Here is a 23,302-nt window from a genome sequence, read left to right on the forward strand (position 1 = left end):
AGACAAGCAATGGCTGTCGCCATCACTCTACGCTTATAATCTGAGCTCAAAATCAGTTTTCAGTAGATCGGGTACACCCCCTCACCGATAAGCACAGATTTTTTAGTTTACACCTGTACTATAAGAGCTTGGATAAGTGAAAAAATGTTCACATGTTTATGGTGGTGCGGATACGGGCTTTTGGATTGCAGGCGGTGCTTCGGTTGGAGGCCGGTGAGGGAGGGGCGGCGTGCCTGGTGGAGGAGGGCGCTGGGCAGCGGCAGATGTCGGTGGTGACGGCCTTGAATACTGGCGCAGAGCGGTCGGGGGTACGTTTGGGGATGGTCGCGACACAGGCGGTCGCCCGTTGTCCGGAGATACGGATACGGGCGCGTTCGGTAGAGGCAGAGGCCACCGCTCAGCGGGCACTGATGTGTGTGATGCAGGGCGTGAGTCCGCTGTGCGAGGCGACGGCTCCCGGTGTGTGGACATTGGACGTGTCGGGTGTGATGGATTTAGATGCTGAAGCCTTAGGTCGGGATGTTGCGGAGGCAGTGCGTGAGGTCGGTTTGGTGGCTCGGGTGGGTTTAGCGGAGGATGTAGCTTTGGCGGATCTTGCTGCGCGTTGCGCTGACGCAAGTCAGCCGGTGTATGTTGTGGATGAGCGGGATCGGTTCTTAGCGAAGGTGCCGCTAGCGCTGGCGGTTGATGATGAGGTGTTGCTGAGTGCGCTGCAGCGGTGGGGGTTGCGGTCCTTGGGTCAGTTTGCCGCTTTGCCAGTGGAGGCGGTAACGGATCGCCTGGGAGATGCGGGGCGGAAACTCTGGGAGCGTGTGCAAGGGCGGCAGAGCCGTTTGCTCCAGGTCCTCAAGGCTGCGCCAGTGTACGCAGAGCGGATCGAGTTGGAGTATGGGGTAGATACGGTGGAACCCTTGTTATTTATCCTGAAACGATTCTTGGACACACTGTGTGCTCAGCTGGCTTTAGCGCACCAGGTAGCAGCATCGATGCATGTCGTGCTGGAAACCGAAGGGGACACGGTATGGGAGCGCAGTTTTCGTCTTCCGGAGCCGAGTTGCCGTGCCGACTTGTTGCTCGGTGTCTTGGAGACTGGGCTGGAGGCCGCTGAAACGAAGTATGCCGTCAATCGGGTGGCGCTCCATTTGGAGCCGATTGATCCGCAGGCGCGCCAGCGCGCTTTGTTTGAAGCGACGGTGCAGAACCCCTGGCGTTTTGCCGAGACGGTGGACCGTCTGTCTGGACTCCTTGGAACTGATCGTGTGGGGAGTCCGCGTCTGATCGATTCGCATCAACCCGATGCTTGGTCGTTGGTGCCCCTGGCTGTGCAAGTACCGGCGTTGGAGCCAGACGCGTTTACTGATGTCGAACAGCGCCGTATGGGTCTGCCACTTCAGCGAATGCGGCCGGGAGTCGTCGCACAGGTGCGGACGCGTGGGGGCTATCCTGTAGCCGTGCGTTCAGGATGGGTGAGTGGCACGGTCATTGAATCACGCGGACCATGGCGTTTGTCTAGCGCCTGGTGGGAGCGACGCCTACAATGGGAGCATGAAGAGTGGGATGTGCACATTCAAGGCGCAGGGCTGTATCGTCTGGCGCGTCGCGTCGCGGGCTGGTCATTGGAGGGAGTATATGGGTAGGACTCCCGACTTTGGGCGCATCATTTGGACATTTGTAGAAAAATCTCTGTAAAGCCCTGATTCCCGGTTGTCTGTGAAGTCCTGATCTCCGGTTGTCAGTTTAATCGTTGTCGATCTGTGGTTCGGTCTAATCTGAGGGGTTCGTTTTGATCCGCGAATAAACGCGAATAGACGCTAATTTCTGGAACTGGGAAGCCGGGGGTTCTATCGGGAAGGCTGCACTGTTTCTCATACTTGTATTTGAGGGTAACTGAGGGAAATCCAGAATCGGATTGTTTGGGGCGATCGATGCCGAGCTGGAGCTCGGCGTTCCCAGGAGCTGGTTTTGGTGTGAAGTCCTGATCTGTGATCGCGATCGTTGTCGTTGTCGAAAATGTCCCCCCTCGATTACAGCAACGGCTGTCGCTATCACTCTACTTTCTGATAAGAGCGTCGATACTGAAGCGGCCGCTGCCGACGCAGGTATACATAAGGTTGGCCATGAAGAACAGGAGGGCCTTTTCGCCGCCTTTGAAGTTGCCGCCGAAGATGTCGTCTCCGTGTGCGATGAAAGCGGCGACACCGAGGGTGATGGTAAGGAAAAATGCTGAGGGGCGGCTGAGGAGCCCGATAGCGAGGAGGGCGCCACCCACGAGTTCTGACAGGCTAGCGCTCCATGCGAATAAGGTCGGAAAGGGGAAGCCCATTTCCCCAGTGCGGTTGATGAAGCCTTCACTGGGCGGGGTTTTTCCCCATCCATGTGCTAAAGCCATAGTAAGTCCAACGAAGACTCTGAATACGGTGAGTGAGAGGTCTGTGAGGAGAGGGAGGCCGGTTTGACCGCCGAAGAGAATAGATTTTACACGACTCATAGCCCGCCGAATCAGCCAAGGATGGTGCGGGAGTCAATCCATGGTCTTTAAAAAATGCGGAGAAGGGTGCCGCTGCCGGTGTCTCAGGGCAGTTCAGCCGGGGAGCAGCTTGTGCTTGGCAGGGGCTAGATTGTATGGATGCTCTTCGGCTTTTCACATGCCTTGGTTTCTCTACATCGCGCTCAAGCAGCTGTTTCCGACTGGGAAATGGGTGTCGTTTTTTGCGCTGATGTCGATCTTGGGGATCGCGCTCGGAGTTGGGGTCTTGATGGTGGTGCAGACGGTAATGAATGGTTTCGGCGAGGAGATCCGCAAGGGTATCCGTGAGTCTGGAGGAGACTTGCGGATCGAGGGTGCGCGCATTTTGTATGATTACTATGACTTGATGGATGCCGCGCGGGAGGTCGAAGGCGTCGCTGGTGTCGCCCCATATGCTCAGGGCATGGTGATGGTACAATATCGCAATCGCCCACTGTTTCCGACGATCCGCGGGTTTGATACATGGGAGGATCCCCATGTGGTGCCGATCGACGAATTTTTACTTTCGGGTGAGAAAGATGCTCTGACGGATGATACGATTTTCCTAAGCACAGGCGCTGCGGTTTCTTTGGGAGTCGTTGTGGGTGATACGGTGTCGGTGTATACGCCGTTGATGCTGGAGCGGATGCGTAATAATGAGATCCTCCTGCCCCGTGATCTAGAGGTAGCCGGTGTGTTTCAGACGGGTTGGAACCAGATCGATTCGAGCACAGTTGTAGTCTCATTGCGTTTAATGCAAGAGCTCTATGGCCTGGAAGAGGGGGTGCACGGTTTGGCGGTTAAAATCAATGAGGGGGCTTCCTTGAGCGGCGTTCAAGATGCGCTCAATGCGCTCACATCTAATGGTTTTCGTGCTTATACTTGGCTAGAGTCTAATCGGGATTTTCTCTTTATCCTGAGCTTAGAGAAGGGCGTGATGTTTTTCGTTATGCTCTTCATTTTGCTGGTGGCTTGTTTTTCTATCGTGGTGACTCTGATGATGTCCGTGATGCGCAAGACGCGTGAGATCGGTCTGATGGTAGCCATGGGGGCTCGGCCTCGTGATGTGGCCCTAGGATACATTTTTCAGAGTATGTTGATGGGTGTCGTGGGGACAGTAGTGGGTTTTCTGGGGGGCTGGTTTTTTCTGATTTATCGCAATGAAATCAAGAATTTCCTGGTCTTCGTTACCCAATCGGAAGCGGCTTTTGTAAACGCATATCAATTCGCTGACCTTCCGGCGCATTATGATACGGGCAGCTTGCTAGCGATTGCGGTATTTGCCCTATTCATGTCGACGTGCGCCGGGTTATTTCCGGCCCTGCGGGCGGCTCGGCTGAAACCTGCGGAGGCCTTGCGCTATGAGTAAGCAGGGGGAGCACGTGTTGTCGGCTGAGGGCGTGCAGAAGAGCTTTGTGAGCGGTGATGATCGCCTCGAAGTCTTGCGCGGGGTGGAGCTCTCTGTGTCAGCAGGGGAGCTGGTGAGTATTTGCGGGGAGTCTGGATCGGGAAAGACGACGCTTTTGAATATTTTGGCTGGGCTCGAAACGGTAGATGCGGGCGAGGTCTTTTGGCGGGGTCGAGCTATCGGTGCACGTCGGCTCGATGCCCGGACCTTGGCGCCTCTGCGCGCGACTGATCTGGGTTTTGTCTTCCAAGCCTATTATTTAGTGCCCGAGCTCAATGCGGTGGAGAATGTCCTGTTAGCTGGCCGGTTACTGGGGAAACGCGGAGAAGAGACTCAGGATCGCGCGCATGCACTGCTCGAGCGTCTGGGTGTAGGTCACCGTGCGCGGGGCCTTGCGCATCAGCTTTCTGGAGGAGAGCGGCAGCGGGTGGCAATCGCACGGGCACTTTTGAACCGGCCTGGCTTGGTTATCGCTGACGAACCGACGGGCAATCTCGATGAGAAAACCGGACGCGAGGTGATCCATCTGCTTCTTGAGGTCTGCCAGCAAGAAAACACTGCCTGCTTGCTCGTTACCCACAATCCCGTTTACGCAGATTTGACGGATAGGCAGCTCACTTTGAAGGAGGGCGCAATCCTCTAAAATGCGTCGTCATCTAGCGAAGCCCTTTCTAATACTTTGACTCATGGCCAAACGCGCAATCGCACTTCCCGCTCCTGAACGCCCCGTAGATCTTTTGATCGTAGCTGGGGAACACTCTGGAGATGAGCATGCTGCACGGATGGTGGAATCGATCTTGGCCGTGCGTCCTGAGCTACACGTTGCAGCGATTGGGGGACGTCACCTGAAGGCAGCGGGAGCAACAGAGCTGTTTGATCTGACCCTACATTCTGTCATCGGGATCGTCGAGGTGCTCAGAAATTATCCTTTTTTTAAGAGTCTCTTTAATGGGCTGTTGGACTGGATTGGGCAGCATCGGCCTAAGCACATTTTGTTTGTCGATTACCCAGGTTTTAATCTGCGTATCGCGCAGCAGCTTTATGCACGTGGGCTGAGTAGAAAGGGTGGAGGTAGCATCGGGGTCTTTTATTACATCAGCCCTCAGATTTGGGCCTGGAAGGCGAAACGCCGCTTCAAAATTGCTCGTTGGGTGGACGCTTTGGGCACCCTGTTTCCCTTTGAGGTCGATTGCTATAAAGACACGGCGTTGGACGTGTCTTTTGTGGGTCACCCCTTTGTGGATCCGCAGTTTAAGTCTCCGGTATGTTTCGATGCGAAGGGACCGATCCTGCTATTGCCTGGCAGCCGTTTGGGTCCGGTTCTCCGGATTTTTCCGGTTTTGCTCCGGGTTTTTCGCCTGTATGCCGAACGGGACACGGAGATTCGGGCAGCGGTGGTCTATCCGAGCAATGAGGTAAAAGACTTATTGGAAGCGATCTTGGCGGACTTCACTGAAATCCGTGGCCGCGTCGATCTCATCTCGAACGAGGATCAGGCGACAGGTCGAGCGGTCCTAACGAGTTCTGGGACCATATCGCTTATCTGCGCTTTGGCGGGTCTGCCAGGAGCGATTGTTTATAGGCTGAATCGCATTAGTTATTGGTTTGGCAAAACCGTGCTTAAAGTGCCTTACATCGGTATAGAAAACCTTTTGCTCGAACGGGCTTTTCATCCGGAGTTCATTCAGGATATCGACGAGGCTGCTTTGCTTGAGGAGCTCGTTGATGCGGTAGAGAATCCAGCGCGACGCAAAGATGCTGAACATGCTGTAGAGGCATTGAATCAGATTTTGAGCCCAGAAGTGGATCACACGGTGGATCGCTGGTTGTTGGAAAAAATGGATTCGCAGGGCTGACATACGGCCCGAATGTTTCAAGCCGGATTACGCAAAAGGTCGCGAACCCTTTAAGTGGTATAGATTGAGTGCTGTTGCCTAAAAATAAGTCGCCGCATGATAGTCGACCCGAGCTACCAGGTCGCCTTGTTTTTTAAAATATGCTAGGGCCACAGGGATTGCCATGGGAGAGCGGTCCTCTAGGTGTACGACGTGGGCATTTTCGCCTGCATAGAATTTTCCTACCATGTAGCCGCGCTGCTGTGCGAGTTCGGTCAATTGTTCCCGATTGGATCCTTCGGTGAGTTCCACGAGAATGCGATCCGCTGCGGAGACGAGCGTGTCACCGATGCTGGTGCCGGGGGCGGCATCGGGTGGTGAAAGCGCTTCGACGCGCACCCAAGGCCAGGGCCCATCGAGCATTTCTAGCATCCAGATCTTTCGGATCTCTTCGCGGCGCGGCGACGCGAGGCGATCAAAACTATAGAGGCGACTGTTTCTCAGGGCAACATGAGTATCCGCGGGTAGGGGTTCAATGCCCGTGGAGGTGATGGTGTCACGGAAGACTTTTTTCATCATGCTATCACCGCTGGGATCTGCTTCAACTCTACGTTTTTGGATAAAGCCGATGAGGATAATCCCCAACAACACGCCGACGCCAAAAACAATGAAACGCTCTTTTCCTTGAATCACCATACGTTTAACCTCCTAAGGGCCAGAAGAGGGCCTGCGTTATCGTCTTTCCGTCTTTCCGCAAGCGATGGGCTTTGACAAAACACCACACAATCGCGCCGCCAGGTCCCCAGACTTTACCAAGATATTGGAATCCAAAATATGCGCCGCGACCTAAGTGATGTAGCCAGGTGTCGGGCTCACCTAGGTGCATCAAAATGCGGAGCCCTCCAATGATTGTGGTCCCAGCAATCGTGCCGATGGTCGCTAGAATCAGCCAGGCGTAGATGAGGAACACAAACCACGCTACAATACGCAGTGATAACGAAGGCGTTGATCCTGGGTGAGTCGCGGCTGGCTCAGTACTATCTTGAAAGGGGTCACTCATTTTTCGGAATGCGAAACGGTAGAACTTGGCTCGGAGTCGAACTTTCTGCAACTATCCAAATGGAACTATGCTCGAGACACAGATTGAAGTACGCGTGCGTTACGCCGAGACCGACCAAATGCGGGTCGTATATCATGCTAATTACCTTCCTTGGTTTGAACAGGCACGCGTACATATGCTCGACGAACTGGGCTTTCCCTATGCACGGATGGAAGCTGAGGGGAGCATGCTTCCTGTTATTCATTGTGAGCTAGATTACCACCGGCCTGCCATGTTTGATGATCGTCTCACGGTGACAGCAACTGTGGAGAAGATACCGAAGCTGAAGCTTGAGATCTGTTATCGAGTGGAGCGTGATGACGTCCTGCTGACGACGGGAAGTACAACCCATGTTTTTATGAGTCCTGATGGAAAAATGATGCGGCCTCCCAAGCATATTTTAGAGATTTTTAAACAGGCCTTGGGACAAGAATGACAGTTTCTGACGCTTTGCGTGAAAAATGGGAACAAATTCGCTTCTCATGCGTTCTTACGAAAAACCAAAAACTTATGTCTTCGAAATCAACCCAAGCTGCAGCAGACGAGCTTTTGATAACCCGCTTTAAAGGTGGGGACGAGGCCGCCTTCGAGGAGATTGTTCTCCGCTACCGCGAGCGTATTTTTGCTCGTGTTTTTGGACTCTTGAAAAACCGCGAAGATGCGGAAGAGGTCACTCAAGATGCCTTCATGCGCGCGCACCGCGGTCTCGAAAAATTTCGTGGTGAGGCCTCGTTTTCGACTTGGCTCTTTCAAATCGCAACGAACCTGGCCCATAACCGCTATTGGTATTGGTGGCGTCGCAAACGTGACAAGTCGATCTATCTGGGTCAGCCACTCGCTGAAGACTCAACTGCTACAGTAGAAGATATTTTACCGAGCGAGCAGGAAAGCCCTGAAGACGAGGCTTCGCGCAATGAGTTGGTTGCGCAGATCTCTTTGCGCATGGATGATCTTAGTCCGAAGCACCGCGAGATTCTAACTTTGCGCAATGTGAAGGGTATGGCCTACGAAGAGATCGCCCAACACCTCAATCTCAGTGTGGGTACGGTGAAGAGCCGCATCGCTCGTGCTCGCGAAAGCTTGAAGCAGCTGCTCGGAGCTGAATTCGAAAAAACTGCTTAATCTGTCCATGCCGAGTGATCGAGATCGTATCCATCTTTTCCTAGATGATGAGTGCAGTGCAGAAGAAGCAAAGCGGCTGAGGATACGTATAGCTCGGGACTCTAATTTTCAGAAGGAGTTTGGATCAGCCTGTCGTCTCCATTTTGCGGCGCTTCAGGCGGACAATCCGAGTGCGGCTGATGCATTTCGGCGCCGTTTAAGTGCCTTTCTGGAAATTGGGGCGTCTACCCAGTCTGTGGGTGTAAGTTTGGGTATCCCGGGTTTGGCGGCCTTGGCGGCCAGCATGGTAATGGTCCTCAGCTTGGCCTTTTGGCAATTCGGCGTAGATCGCTCTATCCCTGAGACCGTTTTTGAACCCGCGCCACTCACTTCAATTCATGAAGTGAAGCAGGAAAATCCTTCGATCCCCTTGTCGGTCGCTCTACAGGTGACAAACCTTTCGGCGAGTGATGTGCGCTTTTCTGATCCAGCCGTCCTGCTTTCCCCTACGGCTGAAGCCGCTACCGCGCGTTTGATCGTCCAGGAGCAGACGGCATCGTTCTTTCAAGAAATTCAATTTTTGTCAGGGAGCCTTGGGGAAGTGCCGGAAATCGTCTCATGGGAAGCGCCGCTACGAGAGCTCCCGACGGGTGTCGCAGCAGGTGCTGCCTTCGCGCCCACACCAGTCAGCCTGACGGAGTAGTTTTTGTGGCCCCCCGGGCATGTCCTGTGCTTGGATTTGGAATGCTCAAAAAGACTACACTATTCCTGTCTATCGCTATTGCATCGGCTACCTTTTTACATGCCGATGCACCCATTCCGCCGATCATCAGCTCTGCCGATCGCTTTCACCCTGAAATCGGCGCATCAGGCATGGTGGTCTCGCGGGAAACGGTTGCAACTGAGGAGGGCTTGAAGGTGTTGCAAGCGGGTGGCAATGCGATTGATGCCGCAGTGGTGACCCATTTCGTCTTGGCTGTGACCACGCCTCAAGCTGGCAATATTGGAGGTGGGGGCTTCATGATCATCCATCATGATGAGGAGGATGAGACGGTGGCGCTTGATTACCGAGAGAAGGCGCCTCAAGCGGCACACCGAGATTTGTTTTTAGACGAGGAAGGCAACGCTGACTCTGAGAAATCACGTTACAGCCATGTTGCAGCAGGGATCCCTGGTAGCGTCGCGGGGATGGCCAAAGCTCTGGAAACCTATGGCACCCTGTCGTGGGCAGAAGCGTTGGCTCCCGCTATTCGCGTGGCGCGTGAGGGCTTTCCTGTCAGCCGTGACCTTGCTTTTAGCCTAGATTCGGGCAAAGCGCGGCTCCTTGCCAACGGTGAAGCGAAGGACGTATTCTTCAAATCCGATAACACGCCCTATGTTTTTGGGGAAATCCTCAAACTACCGTTACTGGCGGATACCCTAGAAAAAATCGCAGAAGGGGGTCCGGAAGTGTTTTACGAAGGCGAAATCGCCGCGGCCCTTGTGGCGGATATGGAAGCCAACGATGGGATTTGGACCATGGAAGACCTCGCTGCCTATGAGGCTATTTTTCGCGAGCCGGCCATGGGGAATTATCAGGGTTACACGATTGCTTCGATGCCGCCCCCGAGCTCAGGCGGCGTGCACATTGTCCAGATGCTCAATGTCTTGGAACCGTATGACTTGAAAGCACTGGGCCATAACTCGAGTGCATACATCCATCTTTTGTCCGGTGCGATGCAGCACGCTTATGCCGACCGCTCCAAACACCTCGGCGATAGCGATTTCTACCCGGTACCTCTCGAATGGCTCACATCCAAAGAATACGGGCATGAGATTCGCGATAAGCTGAATCGTTTCGCAGCTGTGCAGGCCCTTGAGGTCAGTCCTGGGGAAGCACCCCAAGAGGGCGATCAAACCACTCATTTCAGTATCGTTGACGGGGATGGCAATGCAGTCTCCTGCACCACGACGGTTAATTTCTCCTTTGGAAATAAATATCTAGTGCCCGGTCTGGGCTTTTTCCTAAACAATGAGATGGATGATTTCTCTGCAAAACCAGGCGTGCCAAACGCGTATGGTCTAGTGGGAGGTGAAGCTAACGCTATTGAGGCGGAAAAGCGCATGCTGTCCTCGATGTCTCCGACCCTTATCTTAGACGAAAATGGAGACATTTTCATGGTGGCTGGGAGTCCAGGTGGCAGTCGAATTATTACCGCTACGCTTCAAGCTATTCTGAATGTAATCGATCATGAGATGAACATTGCCGAGGCAGTCTCAGAGGCTCGTTTTCACAACCAGTGGTTGCCAGATGCCATTTACTTTGAGGAGGGGCTGAATCTCGACTCCATCCGTATCCTTGAGTCGATGGGTTATACGCTCAGACAGCGCACGCGCGTCGGGAATGTGAACGCGATCGTTAAAAAAGGAGAGTATCTCTACGGAGCCGCCGACCCACGCGCCTTGGCAGGTTCAGCCAAGGGCTTTTAGATAAGACAATCATGGCCTCTACGAAGCAAATGGCTCACGAAAAAGTGTGCCTTGCGATGTGGATGACAGGATGCCCTAAATATGAATCGCTTCTCCGGTAACAGCTGCAGCTGCTTCCATAAGGGCCTCGCTCAGGGTGGGGTGAGCGTGGATGGTGTGATGGATTTCGTCGGTGGTGGCCTCGAGATTCATAGCAAGGGCATACTCGGCGATGAGCTCGGTGGCATCTGAGCCGACGATGTGTGCGCCGATTACTTCGCCGTATTTCTTGTCGGTGATCACTTTTACAAAACCTTCTGGATGGTTCGACGCGACCGCTTTACCGGATGCCATGAAGGGGAATTTTCCAATCTTAACGTCCAGGCCCTCTTCTTTACACTGCTTTTCGGTTTTGCCTATAGAAGCAACTTGCGGCTGGCAATAGGTGCAACCGGGGAAAGCGTCATACTTGTGCGGCTTGCCTGCACCAAACATACCATTAACGGCTTGAATGGCTTCATAGGTTGCAATGTGGGCCAGCCAGGGTGGTCCAATGATATCGCCAGCAGCGTAGATACCTTTGGTGCTTGTTTCGTAGGTATCGTCGACTGTGAGATAGCCTTTGAATTCTTTCAATTTCACCTTATTCGAAAGGAGGCCCTTCGTATTAGCCACCACTCCAATCGAGACAAGAAGTGCCTCAGCTTCGACGGTTTCGGATTTATCACCTTTTACCAGGTCGAGTTTTACGCCGGACTTGGTTTTGGTGATATTCTCGGCTTTGGTGCCCGTGCGCACGTCGATGCCCGATTTCTTAAAGGTTTTAGACACGACATCGGCGCAGTCGGCGTCTTCGACAGGGAGGACTTGGTCGAGCATCTCGACGAGTGTTACCTGAGTGCCAAAGCTATTGAGGAAATAAGCAAATTCGCAACCGATAGCTCCGGCCCCCATAATCACAATCGATTTGGGCTGCTTCTTCATCACCAGAGCTTCTCGCGAAGTGAAAATAGCTTCGTTGTCGGCTTCTAGGCCAGGTAGGAGACGGGGTTTTGCACCGGTAGCAATGAGGATTTTTGAAGCATTGATGAACTGTCCCTTGGCCTCCCCATCGGTGATTTCAATCATGCCAGGCACCTCGATCTTCGCTTTCCCTCGGATATAATCGACCTTGTTCTTTTTGAATAGAAATTCGATTCCCTTGGCCATCGTGTCGGCCACGCCGCGCGAGCGTTGGATAATTTTGTCAAAATCATAGCCAATCTCTCCGGCACTCAGACCCAAGTCCTCAGCGTGCAGCATGGATTGATAGAGCTCTGCGCTCTTCAATAAGGCTTTCGACGGGATACATCCCCAGTTGAGACATGTGCCACCAGCGCGCTCCATCTCGATGCACGCTACTTTTTTGCCGAGCTGGCCTGCGCGGATTGCCGCTGCGTAGCCTGCCGGTCCACCACCGATTACAGCAAGGTCGTATGAATTTTGATTAGCCATGATAGTCAATTTTTTGGGTGCGCTGAAATAAGCATAAGAGATTCAGACTGGATTTACCCACCGGTCAATCTCTACCGCTGTGAAGTTCAATGCTTCACATCTTCAACCGCGTATTTTGCGAGCAAGGTATCACCTGCGCACAAAGTCTCTGCTGAGATCAGACGCATAGAAACATCCATCTGTTGATTGATGATGGGCCGGCCGGTAGCAAATAGCCGAGGCTCAATGGTGAGCCACCATTCATCGATAAGGTTTGCTGCCTGAAATTTTGTGTAAGCATCACTGCCACCGAGATGGGCGCAATTGGAATAGCCACGCTGGCCCAGGCTTTCCAGAAGCTGATTTGGGGACGCGTCTGTGAATTCCAGGATCCCAGGCTGCTCAAACTCAGCAAAAGCCTCCGGGTCGCGCGTCATTACGACACGTAGGCGTTTTTCAGTCAGATGCGATAAGATGAATTTTTGAGACGCCGCGAAGGTTTTGCGGCCCATAATACTGCAGTCAAATTCGGTGAGAGCTGTCTGGAAATAGGCTTTGTCTGCCTTAGATGTAAAGGCCGTGCCAGGGTCGTTATGACGTGTGATTTTACCGTCAAGCGAGGTGGCTGCGATCGCGACGACCCGCAGTCGTATGGGATCGGGAGCTGTCATGGCGGCTACTCTTCCTCTTCAAGCGGTTTGACTTTCTCATAGGGTTTTCCAGTGAGAAGCGATATAAATTTTTTCATCGCAGGTGTGAGGACACGTCCCTTGCGGTGCACGATGGCCAAGGGGCGCATAGCGGAGATGTTGCGGATGCGCACTTTTTTCAAGAGACCTTGCGATACTTCTTGGTTTACGGTTGCACTGGGGACGATTGCGACTCCCGCGTCGATTTCGACCGCTCGTTTCACTGTTTCTATATTATCGAACTCCATGGATGGCTCGAGCTGTATATCGGCCTCTTTGAAAATCTGATCGGTCGCGCGGCGGGTGGGGATGTCTTGTTCGAACCCGATGATTTTCTGACCATTCATCTGCTGGATGTTGATGGTCACATTCTGCGAGATAGGGTTGCTGGGTGCTGCGATCATTACGAGCTCATCTTCAGCAAAGGGTAATATCTCCAACTGACGCATTTTGTTGGGATAAGCGACCAAGCCTAAGTCGACACTGTTTTGAAGTACATCCTCGTAAACCAAGTTTGCTCGGCGGTATTCAACACGCACATTCACAGAGGGAAACTCCTGCATGAATTTCTTGATGTAGGGCGGGAGTTCATGCAGGCCGATACTGTAAATTGTGGAGAGTTGAATGGTTCCACTAATGACCTTTTTCATCTCCTGAAGCTCTGAGTTGAGCTGATCGTATTGGTGGAGAATGTCTTTCGCTGAATCGTAAATTTTGTTTCCCTCGCGGGTGAGTCGGAATTGTTTTTGACTTCGATCAACAATGAGCACGTTGAAGTGCTTTTCCATAGCTCGGAGCTGCTGGCTGACCGCGGACTGTGTGATGCCGTTGAGCTTTGCAGCGCGAGAGAAACTCTCGCTCTCGACCAGATCAGAGAAGATCTTTAGGTTCTCGATGTGCATGGCGGCTAATAATTATCGCTAATGGGTGTATCTCAAGGCAATTAAGCAAATTTAATGGCCGATTTATTTAAGTTTATCTACTTAGATACCTGACTCGACGCGCTGCTATACTTCCGCATGCTTTCCTTAATCGCTACACATGGAACTTCCCGTCATCTCAGTAAAAGAACTGAATCAACACATTAAGCTGTTGATAGAGAGTAGTTTCCCTGAGGTCTACGTGCGAGGTGAAGTGAGTAACGTCAGGAGCCAAGCCAGTGGGCACACTTATTTTTCACTGAAAGATGAGGACAGCCAGATTAAGGCTGCGCTTTTTCGTAATGCGGCTCCTGGCAATGTTCACCTGGTGCAGCACGGAAAGCAAATTGTCGTGCGTGGACGTCTGTCTGTCTATGAGCCTCGTGGTGAATACAGCATTGTGGTCAATGAGGTAGAAGAGGATGGGGTAGGGGCTCTTCAACGCCGTTTTGAGGCTTTGAAGAAGCAGTTGCACAGCGAAGGGTTATTCGATTCTGAGAGAAAGCGGGTAATACCGGCATTTCCCAAGCGCATCGCAGTAGTGACCTCACCCTCCGGTGCCGCTTTACGCGATTTTTTAGGTATCCTAAGGCGACGGAGTTGGCGTGGAGATGTGGTTGTTTTCCCATGTCGCGTGCAGGGGCAAGAGGCTGTCGAGGAGATTGCGCAGAAAGTTGAGCAGGCTTCGGAGCGGGAGGATATCGACTTAACTATCGTAACGAGAGGAGGGGGTAGTTTGGAGGATCTGTGGGCCTTCAACGAAGAACGCGTCGTCCGAGCTTTGGCCGTATCTGAGACACCATCTATCTCGGCGGTGGGACATGAAATTGACACCGTATTGACTGATTTCGCAGCAGATCGTCGGGCGGAGACACCCTCTGGAGCAGCCGAGCTTATAACCTCGGCTTTCAACGACTTGAATGAGCGCTTTGAATACCTGAGTGAACGTTTCTTAGAACGCACTGTCGATCGGCTGCGTGTGAGACGACAGGCTTTAGATCTCTTCGAACAGAAGCTTGAACGGCAATCGCCACGTAATCGGATTGAGCGAGAATGGATGCGTTTGGATGATCTCGAAAACCGTATCCAGTCCGGGAGTAGGATGCGAGTCAATGAGCTGGGCCGTCACTTAGATCAGTGGTTTATTCGTTTTAACCGTCATGACCCGAACCTGCGGATCAAACATCTTCAGGAACGCGTTGCTTCATTGGGCCAAAGATTGGAAACTTGCTCAGCACACCAGACCTTGAAGCGCGGCTTTGCGCTGGTCAGGGATCAGCAAGGTAACATTGTTCCATCTCGCAGAGACGTCCGACGGAAGAAGCGCTTGGAGCTTCAGTTTCACGATGGTGAGCTCCCTGTTCAGCCGCTCAACGACGACGACCAACTCTACATGGATCTGTGAAACGGGGCCCTGTTGTTTGGATACCGGCTGTAGGTCGGAAAGTCGCCTTAGCACGGATCTGGAAGCAGTCTCTGGAATGCCTCGGTGGTTCGCTCTTGGGCAGTGATGTAGACGACCATTGTTCAGCCAGAGGAGATACCCATTGTTTCATCAAGTCACCGCGTGCTGATGCTGTTGAGTTTGAATCATGGGTTGCGACAACTGTGGAGAAATATCAGGTAGATTGGATCGTCCCGGTTCGTGAGTCTGAATTTACATTCTGGTCAGGATGGTCGGGATCCATACCCCGTCTTTTGTCGAAACCAGAGATTTTAAATAGTTGGTCCAGTAAATCAGAGGCGGCGCGATGGCTGCATGCATCTACTCTCCCGACACCAGAGATCTTGGGAGCCGACGAGTTGGAATCAAACGTTGGCAAGGTGATCATCAAACCCAATCGCGGCTCAGGCTCTCAGGGTATTGAAATCGTCGACGTTATGGAGGTGATCAAACGCCAAGAAATACCGAGAGATTTTATTATTCAACGTTTTGTTAAAGGCGCAGAGTATACCATAAATTTATACTTCGATCCAGGGGGTGTCTGCCAAGCGATTATACCCCACATCCGTCTAGCGGTAGAGCAAGGAGAGGTTACTTTTGGAAGGACGGTTGATGATGCGGATCTGATAGCGCTGGGGGAGCGTTTTGCGATTGCTACAGCAGGCCGGTGCCGCGGCCCTATAAACTTTCAAGTCATTCGCGACGATACTTCGGGAATCGCGCTCATAACAGATATTAACCCTCGTTTTGGCGGTGGTTATCCGCTGACCCATGCCGCGGGAGGGCGCTTTGTGGATTGGATTCTGAAACAGTATATTACTGCAGTTGAACAGATAGATTTCAGGTGGAAAGCCGGGGTGGCCTTAGACCGGAGAGGAGCATTACTGAATAAACCGTTCATCACCGGCTCGTAGAGCCACGGAGATGGGCGTTTCAGATATCGCGCATCGGAATACAGAAAAGCGCTCTCGCGGTCAGGCGAGTAGCTAAAGCCACCCTGAGGCTACAACGCTTCGCTGTCGAAAAGCATCCCACCGACGCGTGTGGTGGGTCCAGTCATCCTGACGGAAAAATCATCGCCAATCTCGATCTTCAGTCTTCCGCCGGGCATGTGCACAGTGAGTTCCCCATCCACAAGTCCGAGTTTACGAGCCACACAGGCTGCAGCGCTGCTGGAGCTACCCGAAGCCAGGGTGTAACCGGCGCCGCGCTCCCAGATTTCGATCTGGATGTTATGCCGATCGAGGACTTTGAGGAATTGTACGTTGGTGCGGTTGGGGAAATTTGGGTGGACTTCTACGAGTGGGCCCAAGCGATCTGCGAGTTCCTTGGAAATGTCATCCATAGGAAAGACAGCGTGTGGATTTCCGATGGTCGCCGCGCAATAGGTGTAGGTTTCTCCGTTGAGTTCAATGGGCTCATTGATGACCTCTCGTCTGTGGCCCACGACAGGAATCACGGAACTGTCGAAGGATACAGACCCCATCTCCACATCGATGCTCTGGCCTTGTTCCAAAACCTGGCAGGTGACCACACCGCCGAGGGTCCAAATTGTAAAAGGAGCGTCAGTTACCAGGCCTTTATCGAACAAGTAGCGGCAAAAGATACGCAAACCATTGCCACTTTTTTCCGCTTCGCTGCCGTCCGGGTTATAGATGCGTAGACCAAAGTCGGCTTCTTCCGTGGAAAGTGGGCCGTAGAGTATGCCATCAGAGCCCAGACCAAAATTCCGGTGGCAGATACGCTCGATCTGCTCCTCGCTGTAGATCTCGGGCGCATCAGCGATATCGAGAACCAGATAATCATTGCCCAGGGCGTGGTATTTGGTGAATGGCACTTCCATGTGACTACTTTGATAAGGCTCTGTTGGATTTCTCAAATCTGAAATGTCAGGTTTGGTTTGAGAAATGAAGTTACCCCTCTAGGGAAAGGGTATGACAGGAGCAAAGGAAGCCCTCGTGGGGGTATGGGTTGATAAAGGTGGCACCATTCATCGAGGTTGGCGGTCGATCGACGGCCATGTCTACCGCGAAACGCAAGAGGCCGGTCGGTTTTGGCTGTGGGCGACTGAAGGCTTTGATGCGGACTCGGGAGAGATTGAGGCCCTGAAGGGCGCCGGCCGTTGGAATCGATTGTGGAGTTTTGGCGATTTCGAAACCTATGTGGAAACGGTAAGGGAACGTGACTTTCGGTCGGTGACCGAAGTGCTCAAGCCTTTCGAGCATCAAGTGTTGATTGCGGAGAAGCAGCGTTTGTTTGTTGGACTGGGAATCGATGGTGTGACGCGTTGCCAGGTCGATATCGAGACCAGTTGTGGACGGCCGGGTGGATTTAGTGATCCGACTCAAAAGGAAGACCGAGTTTTAGCCATCGGTATGCGTATGCGGGACAAAGAAGTTACACTCGAGCTTGAGGAGGAAACGGATCAGGCTGAACGTGCACTCCTGAAGTTATTTGGCGAGACGTTACGGAAATGGAACCCAGATATTGTGGAAGGGCACAATATCTTCCGCTTCGACCTCAATTTTATCAAAACCCGCTGCCGGCGATTTCGAGTGAAAACTGAATGGGGGCGCTTTGGCGCGGAGGCCAGTTTCAGGAATAGCCGCATGCGCATAGCCGAGCGCTGGATTGATTTTCCACGTTGCGACATCCCCGGACGCACGGTCATAGACACCTATCTTTTGGTCCAGGTCTATGATATAACAGCGCGCAGCTTGCCCGGTTATGGACTAAAAGATGTCGCTATCGGACTGGGGGTAACAACACCAGACGATAACCGCACTTACATTGAAGGCGATGCCATCGCCCAGGTGTTCCGTGAGGATCGTGAGCAATTTCGAGCCTATTTACTCGACGATCTGCGTGAGACTGCTGGGGTCGCAGATATACTCTTGCCGACTTATCTAGCGCAGACTCAGGGATTTCCGATCTTGCTCCAGGAAGCGACGCTGCGTGGGACGGGGGGGAAAGTGGATCTGCTTTTCTTAGATCGATATTTTCATGCAAAGCAAGCACTCCCCGATCCTTTGGAGAGCCATAGCTTCGAAGGGGCATTCTCTCATAGCTTCGAAACCGGAGTGTTTCGGCACGTGCTGCATTACGATGTGGCATCGTTATACCCCAGTTTATTGTTATTGATCGACCGTGGCCCAGCTGCCGATGACCTGAATGCATTTATTCCTATGCTGCGTGAGCTGCGTAGTGAACGCCTGGAGTACAAGCGTTTAGCAAAAACGGCGGATACGGACGCTGAACGTCGCGAATATGATGCACGACAAAGCAGTTATAAAATCCTCATTAATTCCTTCTATGGTTACCTAGGCTTTCCTGGGGCAAAATTTGGAGACAGTGATCTAGCGGGAGAGGTGACACGCCGTGGACGTGAGTTGTTGCAGACGCTTGTCGATACATTCCGGGCCGAAGGTTGCACGGTGTTGGAAGCAGACACCGATGGTATCTATGTTAGTAGCGAGACTTATTTCGATAAGCCGGAAGATCTCCTCGCACGTGTGTCTGCGCCGCTGCCCGAGGGTATCGATTTAGAATTCGATGGTAGTTATTCCTCAATGTTTTGTTATAAAGCGAAAAATTATGCTTTAGCTCAAGACGGTAAAATCACAATCAAAGGATCTGCTCTGCGGTCACGGGGTATCGAACCCATTCTCAAAGATCTTACGGATAGCCTCCTGCGTTACGTCCTGGGCCTGTCCACAGAATCCCCGGTTGAACGCGCTGAGGCGTTAGAAAAAGAGATAGACCAACTGGCTCTGCCAGTGGAGCGGGTGGTAAAGACTGAATTTTTGAGTCAAAATCCCGAGACTTACCGTAAAGTGATCGAAGGCGGCGGTAAACCGCGTCGTGCCTCACTCGAAGTTGCGCTGAGACTCAATCCTCAACCTCGCATGGGGGATCCCGTTACCTATTTCCTTGGTCTCAAAGAGAAAGGGCAAACAGCCGATTGGCAGCGCGCTCAGCCCGTCGATGCATACGATCCGATCACTTGCCCCTATGACGCGAAGGCCTACAAGAAAAAGATCAAAGACTGGCTGAAACGTTATGCCGAATTCTTGTAGTAAAGCACTCTGTCGAGACGGGGCTCTCGAATGCGAGGAATTAGAACAAATTGGGAACCAGAAGCCCAAAAAGGAGTGGAGTACTTGCGACATTAGAATGAATTTCTGTTTTCCTGATTGGTTTGTAACTTCCCGCAGCCTTAATTTACGGGCAATTATCGATTTGATACGTAATTCTGCAGAAAATGAGTCCATCCAATGCCTAGGACATGTTACATAGTTGCCGGTCCCAATGGGGCTGGTAAAACGACCTTCGCTGAAGCTTTCCTCACTCAGGAGCTGAATTGTCCTCATTTTATTAACGCTGATCTAATCGCAAAAGGTTTGTCGCCTCTGCGGCCAGAGTTAGCCCGTGTTGAGGCAGGGAAGACCGTTTTTCGTAGAATGAACGAGTTTTCAAAAGCAGGTTTGTCATTCTGCTTTGAGTCAACACTCAGTGGGAGAGGTTATGTGCGTAGGCTGGAAGCCTTTAAGGCCATGGACTACCGCATTGTAATCTATTTCCTAAGGCTAAGCTCAGTTGGACTCGCAATACAACGTGTCAGAAATCGGGTAATAGAAGGAGGGCATGATGTTCCTGAGGTGGATATTTGACGTCGTTTTCTTCGTGGATGGTTGAATTTCGAGAATTATTACAAGGCGCTCGCTGATGATTGGATGGTTATCGACAATAGTGGCGAAGGATCGATAATACTACAGACTTCGGATGAATAAGGCACAAGAAGCTGTGATCAGGGGATTAAACAGAGCGGGCGAAACGGCGCGTGCGCGCGCGCGGCGCTTCGGATTGAAGCTTCCAATTTGGCGGGACGGTAAATTGGTATACCTGGAGCCTGGCTTGCCGAAATCGGATAAAACCGGATAGGATCTATCATTTCGTTAGGATTTGTCAGAGCGGCAAATTCAGATGTTAGAACAGATCGGGAGCCAGAAGCCCAAAAGGAGTGGGGCATTGGGAAAGCTTCAGTGTGCTTGTGGACGTTTTCATTGCCACTATCCAGCCACGCATTGTACATGGTTTCTGGAGAATACTAATGACGGATAGGCGGATGCCTCCGGGGTTGCCATGGTAACAACTTCTATTTCTAAAGTAGGCTTACATCTTGGTAACTTCTCAATTGGCTAGATCTATTTCGACGATGAACCATCCTTTAAATCTCATTGTATTCCTCTCTTTTCTTTGCCCGACGTATTTTGGATTCGCCATCGAAACGGTGAGTCACGCGCTAGCCGATAAAACCTTCGAATATCGACGTAGCGAGGATTTAACTGAAGTAGAGAAGACACTTATCGGGAAATGGCACGGCAAGTCTGGCGAGGACGAATATGAGGTTGATCGCAAGGCAGATGGTACCTACGAGATTGTCTATAAAGGGATGGATGCTGGCGAAAAATATGTCGATTATGTGCGCGGCATTTGGTGGATCAAAGATGGAAAGTATTTCTACCATGATCTTGAAAGCAGCTATCCTGATATGTGGTTCAGTAACTTTCCGGCAGTTGAAAACATCATAGAATTGACTGGAGATTCCTTCAAGACGGTCGCTTTTGGCGAGGTAGATCCGGCGAAGTTTACCGAAACGTCTGTTGAGCGATTTACTTTTGAACTCTGGCAGTCGGTTGACGAGAAGGACTGAGTGTAGATCATGAACACATGAAACAGTTCGACGCCGTTGTCTTTGATATGGATGGTCTGCTCTTGGATACGGAGCGAGTCGCCCTGGTGGCGAGCGAAGTAGCGTGTGAGAAAATCGGGGTAAGCTTTTCCCGAGAGGTCTATGAGGCTTGCGTAGGGACAAAGATAGAGAAGACCCGGGAAATTCTGGCTGAGGCGCTGGAGGGACAATGTGGGGTGGATGAATATTTTGCGGTGTGGAATGAGGAGTTTCGATTACTTGCTGATAATGGTATTCCTCTGCGGCCCGGTGTCCTTGTCGCTCTGAATTATTTCAGGGATCTTGGATGGCCGATGGGCGTTGCGACCTCCTCAAGTACCGAGACTGCGGAGCGTCACCTGAATGCCTATGAGTTGATTGGCTATTTCGAAGTTGTCGTGGGCGGGGACCAAGTGACCTATAGCAAGCCAGATCCTGAGATATTTTTGCTGGCTGCTGAGCGGCTGGGTAAATCTCCTGAGCGTTGTCTTGCTTTTGAGGATTCCAATAACGGTGCGCGCTCGGCTCATGCTGCAGGAATGACCGTCGTGCAGATTCCTGATCAAGTTCCTACTGCGGACGATGTGCACAAGGCTGGGGTGATCATCTTGGAGAGTTTAGAATCTGTGCCTGGGTATCGTTTTTGATAAGCATCAGGAAGTGCGAGAATTCTTACGCGGCTCTCAGCTTCGGTAGTCGAAGGCCTCGGCGATACTCACCACGGATGTTCGCGTCCGTCCCACGTCCAAAAGCGGCCAGAGTGATCTATTGTCATCGAAGTGATCAGGTCGAATAGCCCTGAGGCGCTATCTTCTACTGACAGATCAGCTGTTGGGCCGCCCATATCAGTTTGGACCCAGCCTGGGTGAACGGGGCAGACGATGATACCGTCGGATCGGAGTTCTTGAGCTATGACTTGCATGACCTTATTTACTGCTGCCTTGGAGCTGCGATAGGCGTGCCATCCGGCTCCCGAAAGCTCCAGGGCCCCTATTTGGCTAGAGATTGTGATCACTCGTGGACGCTGGGATCGCCGTAAACTAGGCAATAAGCCCTGGGTGATTTCCATAGGCGCGATGGTATTAATACGCATGACTTCTAGCCATCCGTCCGCGTCCGATGAGGTGAGGCGATCGGGATCATTACCTTTAACTCCGGCATTGTTGATGAGGATGTCGATCGTCTCATCCGATACCTCGGAACAGAAATTTGCGATGGAGGTAGAGTCGCTTGCATCGAGAGGTAGGACGCGGATGGGCTGGGCAGAAGATAATGCGAGAATAGAAGCTGCTTTGCTCATGTCACGGCAAGTGGCGATCACACGATACCCGGCCGTCGCGAAAATTTTAACGAGTTGGAGTCCAATGCCTCGATTGGCACCGGTGATGACGATGGTTTCCATATTCGGACACCTATATACTATTCACGGCATTTTCCAAGGGGTCGCCATTTTTCCAAGCTTCAAGATTTGCTAGGGTTACAGAAGCGATCCTTTCCAGAGCTTCTTCGGTAAAGAAAGCCTGGTGTGAGGTGATTAGGACATTAGGAAAGGTGAGTAGGCGACTAAAGACTTCGTCGTCGATAATCTGGTCAGATCTGTCCTCAAAAAAGAGGTTTTCTTCCTCCTCATAGACGTCTAAGCCCACGGCACCAATCTTGCGCGCTTTCAGTCCTCGAATCAGAGCTTTAGTGTCTATCGAGGCACCACGGCTGGTGTTGATGATGATCACTCCCGTTTTCATTTGCTCGATTAATGAGTCGTCAATGATGTGATGCGTCGATGGGAGTAGGGGGCAGTGTAGAGAAATGATGTCGGCTTGTAAGATCAGATCGGGAATGCCGACCCAATTTACATCCAGACTTTGACATTCTGCGCTGGGATATGGGTCATGCATCAATACGCGCATTCCAAAGCCGAGAGCAATGCGTGCCATTGCTGTACCAATAGCCCCAGAGCCGATGAGCCCGATCGTCTTGCCGTGAAGATCAAAACCGAGGAGGCCATCGATGGAGAAATTGCCCTCACGCACTCGACTATGAGCACGGTGGATTTTGCGGTTTACGGCGAGGAGTAGCGCGGCTGTATGCTCTGCAACGGCGTGGGGTGAATAGCGTGGCACGCGAAAGACTGAGATATTTGCCGCTTCCGCGGCTTTGAGGTCCACATTGTTAAAACCAGCACAACGCAGCGCGATGCAGCCGACTTTTTCGGATTTCAGACAGGCGATTGTTTCGGCACAAACAGTATCATTTACAAAGATGCAGACAGCATCGAAACCCTGGGCCAGCTTCGCAGTTTGAGCTTTAAGAGCTTCCTCAAAAAACATGATTTCATGCTTCGCTTCGTTGATTTGGCTGAGAAAAATACGGTTGTAGCGTTTTGAGCTGAATACGGCTATTTTCATGGATTTTTATTGTGGATAAACCAGCACATCAAAGAGGTGTTCCTCGCATTCAGTCCGATTTTTCTGGGGTGCCCGTGTCTTTCCGAAAAACGCAAAACGCGCAAACAGCTTTGCGGGTACCACGAAGGTTAAAATGAGGAAGGTCATAAGCAAGCGGCATTGACCTTCAGTTCCGAGCCTTAGCAAGAGTCTCTGAAAATCAATAGGATCACTAATTGAGTCATATTTTCGGCATGGAAGTGT

22 protein-coding genes and 1 pseudogene are annotated in these 23,302 nt (G+C 51.9%); 14 read left to right on the forward strand and 9 right to left on the reverse strand.

Annotated features, from left to right (window positions below):
* Nucleotides 1-158: 158 nt before the first annotated feature.
* The gene (locus HRU10_06310) at nucleotides 159-1,637 is read left to right on the forward strand and encodes a DNA polymerase Y family protein (GenBank protein ID NRA26848.1); all 1,479 of its coding nucleotides are present in this window, start codon (nucleotides 159-161) and stop codon (nucleotides 1,635-1,637) included.
* A gap of 413 nt (nucleotides 1,638-2,050) precedes the next feature.
* Here HRU10_06310 and HRU10_06315 read toward each other — a convergent pair whose 3' ends face one another.
* Entirely contained in the window at nucleotides 2,051-2,488 is a 438-nt protein-coding gene (locus tag HRU10_06315; protein ID NRA26849.1) for a DoxX family protein, read from the reverse strand.
* A 157-nt stretch (nucleotides 2,489-2,645) separates the two neighbouring features.
* Between HRU10_06315 and HRU10_06320 the strand changes: the two genes are divergently transcribed.
* Genes HRU10_06320 through HRU10_06330 form a run of 3 tightly spaced genes read left to right on the forward strand, consistent with a single transcriptional unit; the run spans nucleotide 2,646 to nucleotide 5,770 of the window.
* A complete protein-coding gene (locus HRU10_06320) occupies nucleotides 2,646-3,875 on the forward strand; it encodes an ABC transporter permease (GenBank protein ID NRA26850.1) in 1,230 nt (409 codons plus the stop codon).
* Entirely contained in the window at nucleotides 3,868-4,557 is a 690-nt protein-coding gene (locus HRU10_06325; protein NRA26851.1) for an ABC transporter ATP-binding protein, read from the forward strand. The genes HRU10_06320 and HRU10_06325 overlap by 8 nt, the downstream gene beginning before the upstream one ends.
* A gap of 43 nt (nucleotides 4,558-4,600) precedes the next feature.
* Nucleotides 4,601-5,770 carry a lipid-A-disaccharide synthase gene (locus HRU10_06330; GenBank protein ID NRA26852.1) on the forward strand — a complete coding sequence of 390 codons (1,170 nt, stop codon included), beginning with the start codon at nucleotides 4,601-4,603 and terminating at the stop codon, nucleotides 5,768-5,770.
* 78 nt (nucleotides 5,771-5,848) lie between these two features.
* On the opposite strand, the gene HRU10_06335 is transcribed toward HRU10_06330, so the two are convergent.
* Both HRU10_06335 and HRU10_06340 read right to left on the reverse strand, forming a co-directional pair.
* Entirely contained in the window at nucleotides 5,849-6,445 is a 597-nt protein-coding gene (locus tag HRU10_06335) for a hypothetical protein (GenBank protein ID NRA26853.1), read from the reverse strand.
* Between the two features lie 4 nt (nucleotides 6,446-6,449).
* Nucleotides 6,450-6,809, reverse strand: a complete 360-nt coding sequence (locus HRU10_06340; protein NRA26854.1) for a hypothetical protein — start codon at nucleotides 6,807-6,809, stop codon at nucleotides 6,450-6,452.
* A gap of 67 nt (nucleotides 6,810-6,876) precedes the next feature.
* On the opposite strand from HRU10_06340, the gene HRU10_06345 reads away from it, so the two are divergent.
* The 4 genes from HRU10_06345 (at nucleotide 6,877) to ggt (ending at nucleotide 10,418) form a co-directional block, all read left to right on the forward strand.
* Nucleotides 6,877-7,284 (forward strand): acyl-CoA thioesterase, encoded by a 408-nt coding sequence (locus HRU10_06345; GenBank protein NRA26855.1) that lies wholly within the window; start codon nucleotides 6,877-6,879, stop codon nucleotides 7,282-7,284.
* 74 nt (nucleotides 7,285-7,358) lie between these two features.
* Nucleotides 7,359-7,970 (forward strand): sigma-70 family RNA polymerase sigma factor, encoded by a 612-nt coding sequence (locus HRU10_06350; GenBank protein ID NRA26856.1) that lies wholly within the window; start codon nucleotides 7,359-7,361, stop codon nucleotides 7,968-7,970.
* 7 nt (nucleotides 7,971-7,977) lie between these two features.
* Nucleotides 7,978-8,652, forward strand: coding sequence for a hypothetical protein (locus tag HRU10_06355; protein ID NRA26857.1), 675 nt, complete (start codon nucleotides 7,978-7,980; stop codon nucleotides 8,650-8,652).
* A gap of 41 nt (nucleotides 8,653-8,693) precedes the next feature.
* Entirely contained in the window at nucleotides 8,694-10,418 is a 1,725-nt protein-coding gene (ggt, locus tag HRU10_06360) for a gamma-glutamyltransferase (protein ID NRA26858.1), read from the forward strand.
* A 75-nt stretch (nucleotides 10,419-10,493) separates the two neighbouring features.
* Here the strand turns inward: ggt and lpdA are convergent, their stop codons facing one another.
* The 3 genes from lpdA to HRU10_06375 form a co-directional block, all read right to left on the reverse strand.
* The gene (gene lpdA, locus HRU10_06365; GenBank protein NRA26859.1) at nucleotides 10,494-11,891 is read right to left on the reverse strand and encodes a dihydrolipoyl dehydrogenase; all 1,398 of its coding nucleotides are present in this window, start codon (nucleotides 11,889-11,891) and stop codon (nucleotides 10,494-10,496) included.
* A gap of 86 nt (nucleotides 11,892-11,977) precedes the next feature.
* Complete coding sequence (locus HRU10_06370; protein ID NRA26860.1) at nucleotides 11,978-12,541, reverse strand: dihydrofolate reductase family protein; 564 nt, start codon at nucleotides 12,539-12,541, stop codon at nucleotides 11,978-11,980.
* Nucleotides 12,542-12,546: 5 nt separating this feature from the next.
* Nucleotides 12,547-13,461: a LysR family transcriptional regulator gene (locus HRU10_06375; protein NRA26861.1), complete on the reverse strand. Its 915-nt coding sequence runs from the start codon at nucleotides 13,459-13,461 to the stop codon at nucleotides 12,547-12,549.
* 139 nt (nucleotides 13,462-13,600) lie between these two features.
* Here HRU10_06375 and xseA point away from each other — a divergent pair, with 139 nt between their 5' ends.
* On the forward strand, nucleotides 13,601-14,884 hold the full coding sequence (gene xseA, locus HRU10_06380) for an exodeoxyribonuclease VII large subunit (GenBank protein NRA26862.1): 1,284 nt from the start codon (nucleotides 13,601-13,603) through the stop codon (nucleotides 14,882-14,884).
* Entirely contained in the window at nucleotides 14,881-15,837 is a 957-nt protein-coding gene (locus HRU10_06385) for an ATP-grasp domain-containing protein (GenBank protein NRA26863.1), read from the forward strand. Before xseA ends, HRU10_06385 begins: the two co-directional genes overlap by 4 nt.
* An 89-nt stretch (nucleotides 15,838-15,926) precedes the next feature.
* Here the strand turns inward: HRU10_06385 and HRU10_06390 are convergent, their stop codons facing one another.
* Entirely contained in the window at nucleotides 15,927-16,760 is an 834-nt protein-coding gene (locus HRU10_06390) for a diaminopimelate epimerase (GenBank protein NRA26864.1), read from the reverse strand.
* Between the two features lie 97 nt (nucleotides 16,761-16,857).
* On the opposite strand from HRU10_06390, the gene HRU10_06395 reads away from it, so the two are divergent.
* From HRU10_06395 to HRU10_06410, 4 genes and pseudogenes are all read left to right on the forward strand, one after another.
* Complete coding sequence (locus tag HRU10_06395; protein ID NRA26865.1) at nucleotides 16,858-18,999, forward strand: DNA polymerase; 2,142 nt, start codon at nucleotides 16,858-16,860, stop codon at nucleotides 18,997-18,999.
* A 198-nt stretch (nucleotides 19,000-19,197) separates the two neighbouring features.
* Nucleotides 19,198-19,713: pseudogene (locus HRU10_06400) on the forward strand (zeta toxin family protein).
* A gap of 425 nt (nucleotides 19,714-20,138) precedes the next feature.
* Entirely contained in the window at nucleotides 20,139-20,636 is a 498-nt protein-coding gene (locus HRU10_06405; GenBank protein NRA26866.1) for a hypothetical protein, read from the forward strand.
* Between the two features lie 17 nt (nucleotides 20,637-20,653).
* Nucleotides 20,654-21,301 (forward strand): HAD family phosphatase, encoded by a 648-nt coding sequence (locus HRU10_06410; protein ID NRA26867.1) that lies wholly within the window; start codon nucleotides 20,654-20,656, stop codon nucleotides 21,299-21,301.
* Between the two features lie 68 nt (nucleotides 21,302-21,369).
* Here HRU10_06410 and HRU10_06415 read toward each other — a convergent pair whose 3' ends face one another.
* Together HRU10_06415 and HRU10_06420 are read right to left on the reverse strand one after the other, a co-directional pair.
* Nucleotides 21,370-22,056 (reverse strand): SDR family oxidoreductase, encoded by a 687-nt coding sequence (locus HRU10_06415; protein ID NRA26868.1) that lies wholly within the window; start codon nucleotides 22,054-22,056, stop codon nucleotides 21,370-21,372.
* Nucleotides 22,057-22,066: 10 nt separating this feature from the next.
* Complete coding sequence (locus HRU10_06420) at nucleotides 22,067-23,059, reverse strand: 2-hydroxyacid dehydrogenase (GenBank protein ID NRA26869.1); 993 nt, start codon at nucleotides 23,057-23,059, stop codon at nucleotides 22,067-22,069.
* Between the last annotated feature and the right edge of the window lie 243 nt (nucleotides 23,060-23,302).

The sequence above is a fragment of the Opitutales bacterium genome (assembly GCA_013215165.1).
In the GTDB taxonomy this organism is placed as follows: domain Bacteria; phylum Verrucomicrobiota; class Verrucomicrobiia; order Opitutales; family JABSRG01; genus JABSRG01.